At 45.3% G+C, this 9,497-nt stretch carries 5 protein-coding genes; all 5 read left to right on the forward strand.

Going from position 1 to position 9,497, the window contains the following annotated elements; all coding sequences use genetic code 11:
• The first annotated feature begins 118 nt into the window (after positions 1-118).
• Entirely contained in the window at positions 119-2,845 is a 2,727-nt protein-coding gene (gene secA / locus AB4585_RS17610; RefSeq protein WP_372155033.1) for a preprotein translocase subunit SecA, read from the forward strand.
• 348 nt (positions 2,846-3,193) lie between these two features.
• Positions 3,194-3,592 (forward strand): 8-oxo-dGTP diphosphatase MutT, encoded by a 399-nt coding sequence (gene mutT / locus AB4585_RS17615; protein ID WP_017062897.1) that lies wholly within the window; start codon positions 3,194-3,196, stop codon positions 3,590-3,592.
• Between the two features lie 92 nt (positions 3,593-3,684).
• Positions 3,685-4,509 (forward strand): 4-hydroxy-tetrahydrodipicolinate reductase, encoded by an 825-nt coding sequence (gene dapB, locus AB4585_RS17620; RefSeq protein WP_020628676.1) that lies wholly within the window; start codon positions 3,685-3,687, stop codon positions 4,507-4,509.
• 503 nt (positions 4,510-5,012) lie between these two features.
• A complete protein-coding gene (carA, locus tag AB4585_RS17625) occupies positions 5,013-6,167 on the forward strand; it encodes a glutamine-hydrolyzing carbamoyl-phosphate synthase small subunit (protein ID WP_010434758.1) in 1,155 nt (384 codons plus the stop codon).
• Between the two features lie 16 nt (positions 6,168-6,183).
• Complete coding sequence (carB, locus tag AB4585_RS17630) at positions 6,184-9,414, forward strand: carbamoyl-phosphate synthase large subunit (protein ID WP_017059294.1); 3,231 nt, start codon at positions 6,184-6,186, stop codon at positions 9,412-9,414.
• The last annotated feature ends 83 nt before the right edge of the window (positions 9,415-9,497 follow it).

Below are 9,497 nucleotides of genomic sequence, written 5' to 3' on the forward strand. Positions count from 1 at the left end.
ACTAGATTTATCTCAGTATCCTTGGTTAGTAACTGAAGACTAGTTCATAGCTAGTAGAGACACTGACGGCATTTAAAATAGATCGCGGACGATCTGAGAACGAAGAGATTCCAAGCACATGATTACTAAGCTGCTGACAAAGGTAATTGGCAGTCGCAATGACAGAACACTGCGCCGCCTTAGAAAAATTGTAAAAGAAATTAATAACTTCGAACCAACGTTTGAAGCACTTTCAGACGAAGAACTAAAAGCAAAAACGGTTGAATTTCGTGAGCGCTTAGATAAAGGTGAATCGCTAGACCAACTTCTACCTGAAGCATTTGCTACGGTACGTGAAGCGTCTAAGCGTGTTTACGGCATGCGTCACTTTGACGTGCAAATGATTGGTGGCATGGTTCTAAATGCTGGCCAAATTGCAGAAATGCGTACTGGTGAAGGTAAGACTCTTACAGCAACCCTACCAGCTTATCTTAACGCCCTACCTAGCAAAGGTGTTCACGTAGTAACGGTGAACGACTACCTAGCGAAGCGTGATGCGGAAACAAACCGCCCATTATTTGAATTCCTTGGTATGACTGTTGGCGTAAACGTGCCAAACATGGCTCCACCAGAGAAGAAAGAAGCGTACCAAGCGGATATCCTATACGGTACAAACAACGAGTTTGGCTTCGATTACCTACGTGACAACATGGCTTTCCGTGCTGAAGATCGTGTTCAACGTGAGCGCTTCTTTGCTGTTGTCGATGAGGTTGACTCAATCTTAATCGATGAAGCTCGTACTCCACTTATTATCTCTGGCCCAGCTGAAGATAGTTCAGATCTTTACACGCGTATTAACACGTTGATCCCTAACCTTGAGCGCCAAGATAAAGAAGATTCTGAAGAGTACCGTGGTGAAGGTCACTACACCATGGACGAGAAATCGAAACAGGTTCACCTGACTGAAAACGGTCAAGAATTTGTAGAAGAGCTAATGGTCAAAAACGGCCTGATGGAAGAGGGTGACACGCTTTACTCTCCAACTAATATCAGCCTATTGCACCATGTTAATGCAGCGCTGCGTGCACACGTACTGTTTGAGAAAGACGTCGACTACATCGTTACTGAAGAAGGCGAAGTGGTTATCGTTGATGAACATACTGGTCGTACTATGCCAGGTCGTCGTTGGTCTGAAGGTTTACACCAAGCTGTTGAAGCTAAAGAAGGTGTGAAGATTCAGAATGAAAACCAGACGCTAGCATCGATTACATTCCAGAACTTCTTCCGTCTATACGAAAAACTGTCAGGTATGACAGGTACAGCCGATACAGAAGCTTTCGAATTTCAGTCTATCTACGGCCTAGAAACAGTGGTTATCCCAACCAACAAGCCTATGGTTCGTAACGATATGCCAGATGTGGTTTATCGTACCGAAGAAGACAAGTTCAATGCGATCATTGAAGACATCAAAGACCGTGTAGCTGCTGGTCAGCCATCATTGGTTGGTACGGTTTCTATCGAGAAGTCTGAACTACTGTCTAACGCACTGAAAAAAGCAAAAATTAAGCACAGCGTTCTAAATGCTAAATTCCACGAAATGGAAGCAGAGATCGTTGCACAAGCTGGTATGCCGAGTGCGGTAACTATCGCAACTAACATGGCTGGTCGTGGTACCGATATCGTATTAGGTGGTAGCTGGCAGGCACAAGTTGAGAAGCTAGAGAATCCAACCAAAGAGCAGATCGAGAAGATCAAAGCTGACTGGAGAGTAATCCACGATAAAGTGCTTGAGTCAGGTGGTCTGCACATCATTGGTACTGAGCGTCATGAATCTCGCCGTATCGACAACCAGCTACGTGGTCGTTCTGGTCGTCAAGGTGATGCGGGTTCTTCTCGTTTCTACCTATCAATGGAAGATTCTCTGCTACGTATCTTCACATCGGATCGTATGGCTGGTCTTATCCAAAGTGGTATGGACGAAGGCGAAGCGATCGAATCTAAGATGCTTTCTCGCTCAATTGAAAAAGCACAACGTAAAGTTGAAGGTCGTAACTTCGATATTCGTAAGCAGCTTCTTGAGTACGATGATGTAGCCAATGACCAACGTAAAGTGGTTTATGAGCTTCGTGATGAACTGATGAGCTCTGACGATATCAGCGAGATGATCGAACACAACCGTGAAGATGTATTGGCATCAGTGATTGATGAATACATCGCACCTCAGTCTCTTGAAGATATGTGGGATATCGCGGGTCTGCAAGATCGTCTGAAGAATGACTTCGATCTAGACTTTGATATTCAAGGTTGGTTAGACGAAGACGACAAGCTTTATGAAGAAGCATTGCGTGAGCGTATTCTTGCTATGGCGGTTGATTCGTACAAACAGAAAGAAGAAGTGGTTGGTGCTCAAGTACTGCGTAACTTCGAGAAATCTGTGATGCTACAAACGCTAGACGGCCTTTGGAAAGAGCACTTGGCTGCGATGGATCACCTTCGTCAAGGTATCCACTTACGTGGTTATGCTCAGAAGAACCCGAAACAAGAGTACAAGCGCGAGTCGTTTGAACTGTTTGAAGGCCTACTAGATGTACTGAAAACAGACGTTGTTACCATCCTTTCTAAAGTGCGTGTTCAGCAACAAGAAGAAGTTGAAAAGATGGAAGCTCAACGTCAAGCTCAAGCTGAAGAAGCGGCGCGTCGTGCACAAGCGCAACATGCAACAGCTGAAAACCAGCTAGCTGACGATGAAGCTGAAGCGGCATCTCCACAAACGGTAGTGCGTGACGAGCGTAAAGTGGGCCGTAACGAGGCATGCCCATGTGGTAGCGGTAAGAAGTACAAGCAGTGTCACGGTAAAATCGCGTAAGTTTAATGAATCGTTGCTGTAGCGCATGATAGCTGCGTTGGTGGTACTCACTTAAAGTCGTAAGCTCCGTGCCACCGCCTTGCTCTCATACACTACAACTTAGCTTCATAAAACTGACAAATAGAATATAAAGAGTCGCTTAGGCGGCTCTTTTTGTATGTAAATTTCATGGCTTACTTTGTTACGCAAGGAAGTTGTCATTCCCTATGGCGAGGAGTGAGCGTAGTAGGGAATCTTGTTTAGTTAGGCTCGCGTAGTTTTAGATCCCCAACTCAGTCGTTCCTCTTTCTTGAGGATGACGTATTTAGGGACTATGTGAGTTCAGCGTTTTATTAAGGAACACCATCAATGAAAAGAATCCATATCGTAGCGGGTATTATCTTCAATCAAGATAAGTCACAGGTCTTTATCACTAAGCGTCCAGATGACAAGCACAAAGGTGGCTTCTGGGAATTTCCAGGTGGCAAGGTTGAAGAGGGCGAAACTATTGAGCAAGCGATGACTCGCGAGCTTGATGAAGAGGTCGGTATCAAGGTGACCGAGCAGTCTCTGTTTGAGCATCTTGAATTTGATTACACGGATAAGTCACTTAAGTTCGATTTCATTCTCGTGACTGATTTTGAAGAGCAGCCTTATGGTAAAGAAGGTCAGCAAGGTGAATGGGTAAGCCTTGAATCATTGAATCAATACGCCTTCCCAGAGGCAAATGTGCCAATTTTAGAGCGAGTAATAAAAGAGTTTTCGTAATTGCTAGCCTGAGTTTGAGATTGTTGTTAGTTTAAAGAGATTAATCGATTGAACGTTGCTGCAAGAGATAAGTGGCAACGGTAACCAAAACAATGGAGATATTCGCAGTGGTAAGAATTGCAATTGCAGGAGCAGCGGGCCGCATGGGCCGCAACTTGGTGAAAGCCGCTCATCATAATTCAGAAGCAAGTGTTGGAGCTGGTTCAGAGCGTCCAGAGTCATCTTTGGTCGGCGTAGATGTCGGCGAGTTATGCGGTGAAGGTCGTTTTGATGTTGCTTTAGTCGATGATTTGTCTAAAGCCATCGAAGAGTTTGATGTGATTGTCGATTTTACTGCCCCTGTTAGCACATTAGCGAATATTGAACTTTGTAAACGTCACGGTAAAAAACTGATCATCGGTACAACGGGCTTCTCTGAAGAAGAGAAGCAGGTGATTGATGCTGCTTCAAAAGAGATGGCTATCGTAATGGCACCTAACTACAGCGTTGGTGTGAACCTGGTCTTTAAGCTGCTAGAGAAGGCCGCTAAAGTGATGGGCGATTACTGTGATGTCGAGATCGTTGAGGCTCATCACCGTCATAAAGTCGATGCACCGTCAGGTACTGCGATTGGTATGGGCGAAGCTATTGCGGGTGCTATGGGCAATGAGCTGAACGATGTAGCTGTATGGTCACGCGAGGGTATTACTGGCGAGCGCACTAAAGATGAGATTGGTTTCGCGACGATTCGTGCCGGTGACATTATTGGTGAACACACCGCTATGTTTGCTGATATCGGTGAACGAGTGGAAATTACCCATAAAGCCACTGATCGAATGACCTTTGCTAATGGCGCAATCAAGGCCGCGGTTTGGTTAAATGATAAACCAGCAGGCTTTTATACCATGACGGATGTGCTTGGTTTGAATGACCTATAAATAGATATTTATGCGCTGGCAATTGCCGGCGCTTTTTTTATTTGGTGCCTTTTCCTTAGTAATCTCACTTCTCCGATCTTCCTTCTACTTTCTTCTTATCGCCTTTTTGACTCCATTTCTATGCTGTTTATGTGGTCTTTAGTATGTTTTTTGTTTTAGATCTTTAAATTGTCATGTTTTCTCTTGGTATTTATCGATTGCGTTTTGTTGCTGATATTTTTATCACTCTATAGTTGGCTAAAATGAGGGGTGAAAATTAGAAAATCGTAATATTCGAGCTAAATGCGTATGAAAGTTGAACTTTTGGAGCTTTGAGGGGGTAAATTGAATTAGTCCTTACAAATGTTTAATTTCTTTTGAGTTAAATGTTGACACGTATCACGCAGATCACTAAAATACCGCCAATTTGTCTAATTTCCATAAACACGCAGTTTTTGGTGTTGCAGGAAGGTAGATTTGCAAATTAAATCAATTTTAATGCATTTTTATTTCTGGAGGTTGTCTTGAAGAAGTCAGCACTACTCGTCCTAGAAGATGGGACAGTATTTCACGGTGAAGCCATTGGCGCTGTAGGTTCTGCAGTTGGTGAAGTCGTTTTTAATACCTCGATGACGGGGTACCAAGAAATCCTCACTGATCCTTCCTATTCTCAACAAATCGTTACCCTTACTTACCCTCACATTGGCAATACCGGAACCAATTCCGAAGACGAAGAATCTTCTTCAATCCACGCTCAAGGCCTTGTGATTCGCGATCTCCCTCTAATCGCTTCTAACTTCCGTAATGAACAATCCCTTTCTGATTACCTTAAGTCGCAAAACGTTGTTGGTATCGCTGATATCGATACTCGTAAGCTGACGCGTATTCTTCGTGAAAAAGGCGCACAGAACGGTTGTATTGTAGCTGGCTCTTCAGTAAACGACGGAAACCTAGACGAAGCTTTGGCTCTAGCTAAAGCAAAAGAATTCCCTGGCCTGAAAGGTATGGACCTTGCGAAAGAAGTTACAACAAAAGAAGCGTATCAATGGAAACAAGGTTCGTGGACGCTTACGGGTGGACTTCCTGAAGCGAAAGCAGACTCAGAATTGCCATACCACGTTGTTGCTTATGACTTCGGTGCAAAACGAAACATCCTACGAATGCTTGTTGACCGCGGCTGCCGCCTAACGGTTGTTCCTGCTGAGACTTCAGCTGAAGAAGTACTTGCTCTGAACCCAGACGGTGTTTTCCTTTCAAATGGCCCTGGTGACCCAGAACCATGTACTTACGCAATTGAAGCGACAAAAGTGTTCCTAGAAAAAGGCTTACCAATCTTCGGTATCTGTCTAGGTCACCAGATTCTTGCTCTTGCGTCAGGCGCTAAGACAGTGAAGATGAAGTTTGGTCACCACGGCGCAAACCACCCGGTTAAAGATTTAGATCGTGATGTTGTGATGATTACTTCGCAAAACCACGGCTTTGCTGCTGACGAAGAAACCCTTCCAGAGACACTACGTGCAACGCACAAATCACTATTTGATGGTTCTCTACAAGGTATTCACCGTACAGACAAACCAGCATTCAGCTTCCAAGGTCACCCTGAAGCGAGCCCAGGTCCAGAAGACGCAGCGCCGTTATTCGACCACTTTATTGAACTAATCAAACAGCACACAGCGTAATTCGGAGTAGTAGACAATGCCAAAACGTACTGACATTAAAAGTATTCTTATTCTAGGTGCTGGCCCGATCGTTATCGGCCAAGCATGTGAGTTCGATTACTCTGGTGCTCAAGCTTGTAAAGCGCTTCGCGAAGAAGGTTACCGAGTTATTCTTGTGAACTCGAACCCAGCGACAATCATGACTGACCCAGATATGGCAGATGCAACTTACATCGAGCCTATCCAATGGGAAGTTGTGCGTAACATCATCGCTAAAGAGAAGCCTGATGCAGTTCTACCTACTATGGGTGGCCAAACTGCATTGAACTGTGCTCTAGACCTAGAAAAGCACGGCGTTCTTGAAGAGTTCGGTGTTGAAATGATTGGTGCAACGGCTGACGCTATCGATAAAGCAGAAGACCGTTCACGCTTCGATAAAGCAATGAAAGCAATTGGCCTTGAGTGTCCAACTGCTGATACAGCGAAAACGATGGAAGAAGCTTACAAAGTTTTAGACATGGTTGGTTTCCCTTGTATCATTCGTCCATCGTTCACGATGGGTGGTACTGGTGGCGGTATCGCTTACAACAAAGAAGAATTTGAAGAAATCTGTCGTCGTGGTTTGGATCTATCTCCAACTAATGAACTTCTTATCGATGAATCACTTATCGGTTGGAAAGAGTACGAGATGGAAGTGGTTCGTGACAAAAACGACAACTGCATCATCGTATGTGCGATTGAAAACTTCGACCCAATGGGTATTCACACAGGTGACTCAATCACTGTGGCTCCAGCTCAAACGCTGACAGATAAAGAATACCAACTAATGCGTAACGCATCTCTAGCAGTACTGCGTGAGATTGGTGTTGAAACAGGTGGTTCAAACGTACAGTTTGGTATCAACCCGAAAGATGGCCGTATGGTTATCATCGAGATGAACCCACGTGTATCTCGCTCTTCTGCACTAGCATCTAAAGCAACAGGTTTCCCAATCGCTAAGATTGCAGCGAAACTGGCTGTTGGTTTCACGCTAGACGAGCTAATGAATGACATCACTGGCGGCGCAACTCCAGCATCATTCGAACCAACAATCGACTACGTAGTAACTAAGATTCCTCGTTTTAACTTCGAGAAGTTTGCAGGTGCTAACGACCGCCTAACGACGCAAATGAAGTCGGTTGGTGAAGTTATGGCTATCGGCCGTAACCAACAAGAATCTCTACAAAAAGCACTTCGCGGCCTAGAAGTTGGCGCGACTGGTTTTGACGAAATGGTAGACCTAGACGCACCAGATGCTCTAACGACTATCCGTCACGAACTTAAAGAAGCTGGCGCAGAGCGTATTTGGTACATCGCTGACGCATTCCGTGCTGGTATGTCGGTAGATGGTGTATTCAACCTAACGCAAATCGACCGTTGGTTCCTAGTTCAAATCGAAGACATCGTTAAGCTAGAGCAAGAACTTAAAGCGAAAGGCTTTGCTGGTCTAAATAAAGACGAGCTAAACAAGCTTAAGCGTAAAGGTTTTGCTGATGCGCGCCTATCTAAGATTCTAGGTGTAGCGGAAAGCGAAATCCGTCGTCTACGTGACCAATACGATATCCACCCGGTATACAAGCGTGTAGATACGTGTGCAGCTGAGTTCTCTTCAGATACGGCTTACATGTACTCATCTTACGATGACGAGTGTGAAGCAAACCCAACAGACAAAGAAAAAATCATGATTCTAGGCGGCGGTCCAAACCGTATCGGCCAAGGCATTGAATTTGACTACTGTTGTGTACACGCATCACTAGCGCTACGTGAAGATGGCTACGAAACTATCATGGTTAACTGTAACCCTGAGACAGTTTCTACAGACTACGATACGTCTGACCGTCTGTACTTCGAACCAGTAACTCTGGAAGACGTACTAGCAATCGCTCGTGTTGAGAAGCCAAAAGGCGTTATCGTTCAGTACGGTGGTCAAACGCCACTTAAACTGGCACGTGCTCTTGAAGCTGCTGGCGTACCAATCATCGGTACTAGCCCAGACGCAATCGACCGTGCAGAAGACCGTGAGCGTTTCCAAGTTGCTGTAGACCGTCTAGGCCTACTTCAACCAGAAAACGCGACAGTAACAACAATGGAGCAAGCGGTAGAGAAATCTCGTGAAATCGGCTTCCCACTTGTTGTACGTCCTTCTTACGTACTTGGTGGTCGTGCGATGGAAATCGTATACGACGAGCAAGACCTACGTCGCTACTTCAACGAAGCAGTTAGCGTATCAAACGAATCTCCAGTACTACTTGATAGCTTCCTAGATGACGCTGTTGAAGTAGACGTAGATGCGATTTGTGACGGTGAGCGCGTTGTAATCGGCGGTATTATGGAGCACATCGAGCAAGCGGGTGTTCACTCTGGTGACTCAGCATGTTCTCTTCCTGCATACACGCTAAGCCAAGAAATCCAAGACGTAATGCGCGAGCAAGTTGAAAAGCTAGCGTTCGAGTTGGGTGTTCGTGGTCTGATGAACACGCAGTTTGCTGTTAAGAACAATGAAGTGTACCTAATCGAGGTTAACCCTCGTGCAGCACGTACGGTTCCATTCGTATCTAAAGCAACTGGTGCGCCAATCGCTAAGATTGCCGCTCGTGTAATGGCGGGTCAATCTCTAGAGTCTCAAGGCTTTACGAAAGAAATCATCCCACCTTACTACTCAGTGAAAGAAGTTGTACTTCCATTCAACAAGTTCCCTGGTGTTGACCCACTGTTAGGCCCTGAAATGCGCTCTACTGGTGAAGTTATGGGTGTTGGTGCAACGTTTGCTGAAGCATACTCTAAAGCTGAATTGGGTTGTGGCAACATCTACCCAGAAGGCGGTCGTGCACTTCTTTCTGTTCGCGAAGGCGACAAAGAGCGTGTTGTTGACCTAGCATCTAAACTATCTAAGCTTGGTTACCAGCTAGACGCAACTCACGGTACTGCGGTTATCCTTGGCGAAGCGGGCATCAACCCACGTCTAGTAAACAAGGTACACGAAGGTCGTCCTCACATTCTTGACCGTATCAAGAACAACGAGTATACGTACATCGTGAACACTGCAGCTGGCCGTCAAGCGATTGAAGATTCTAAAGTTCTTCGTCGTGGTGCACTTGCTGAGAAAGTTAACTACACGACTACGCTAAATGCTGCATTCGCGACTTGTATGGCGCACACTGCAGACGCGAAAACGTCAGTAACTTCAGTTCAAGAGCTACACGCTCAGGTTAAAGCTTCTCAAGCTTAATCGCCTAAAGTGTATCGCTGATATGCGGATATAAATGCTCAAAGCCCACTCCTCGGAGTGGGCTTTTTTATGGTGCGCCGAGC

Origin of the sequence: Vibrio sp. 10N.222.49.C9 (assembly GCF_041474985.1) — a bacterium.
In the GTDB taxonomy this organism is placed as follows: domain Bacteria; phylum Pseudomonadota; class Gammaproteobacteria; order Enterobacterales; family Vibrionaceae; genus Vibrio; species Vibrio crassostreae_C.

What these genes read in the sequence shown, in the direction of transcription:
- secA (WP_372155033.1), top strand. Translation starts at nt 119, where the DNA reads ATGATTACTAAGCTGCTGACAAAGGTAATTGGCAGTCGCAATGACAGA.
- mutT (WP_017062897.1), top strand. Translation starts at nt 3,194, where the DNA reads ATGAAAAGAATCCATATCGTAGCGGGTATTATCTTCAATCAAGATAAG.
- dapB (WP_020628676.1), top strand. Translation starts at nt 3,685, where the DNA reads ATGGAGATATTCGCAGTGGTAAGAATTGCAATTGCAGGAGCAGCGGGC.
- carB (WP_017059294.1), top strand. Translation starts at nt 6,184, where the DNA reads ATGCCAAAACGTACTGACATTAAAAGTATTCTTATTCTAGGTGCTGGC.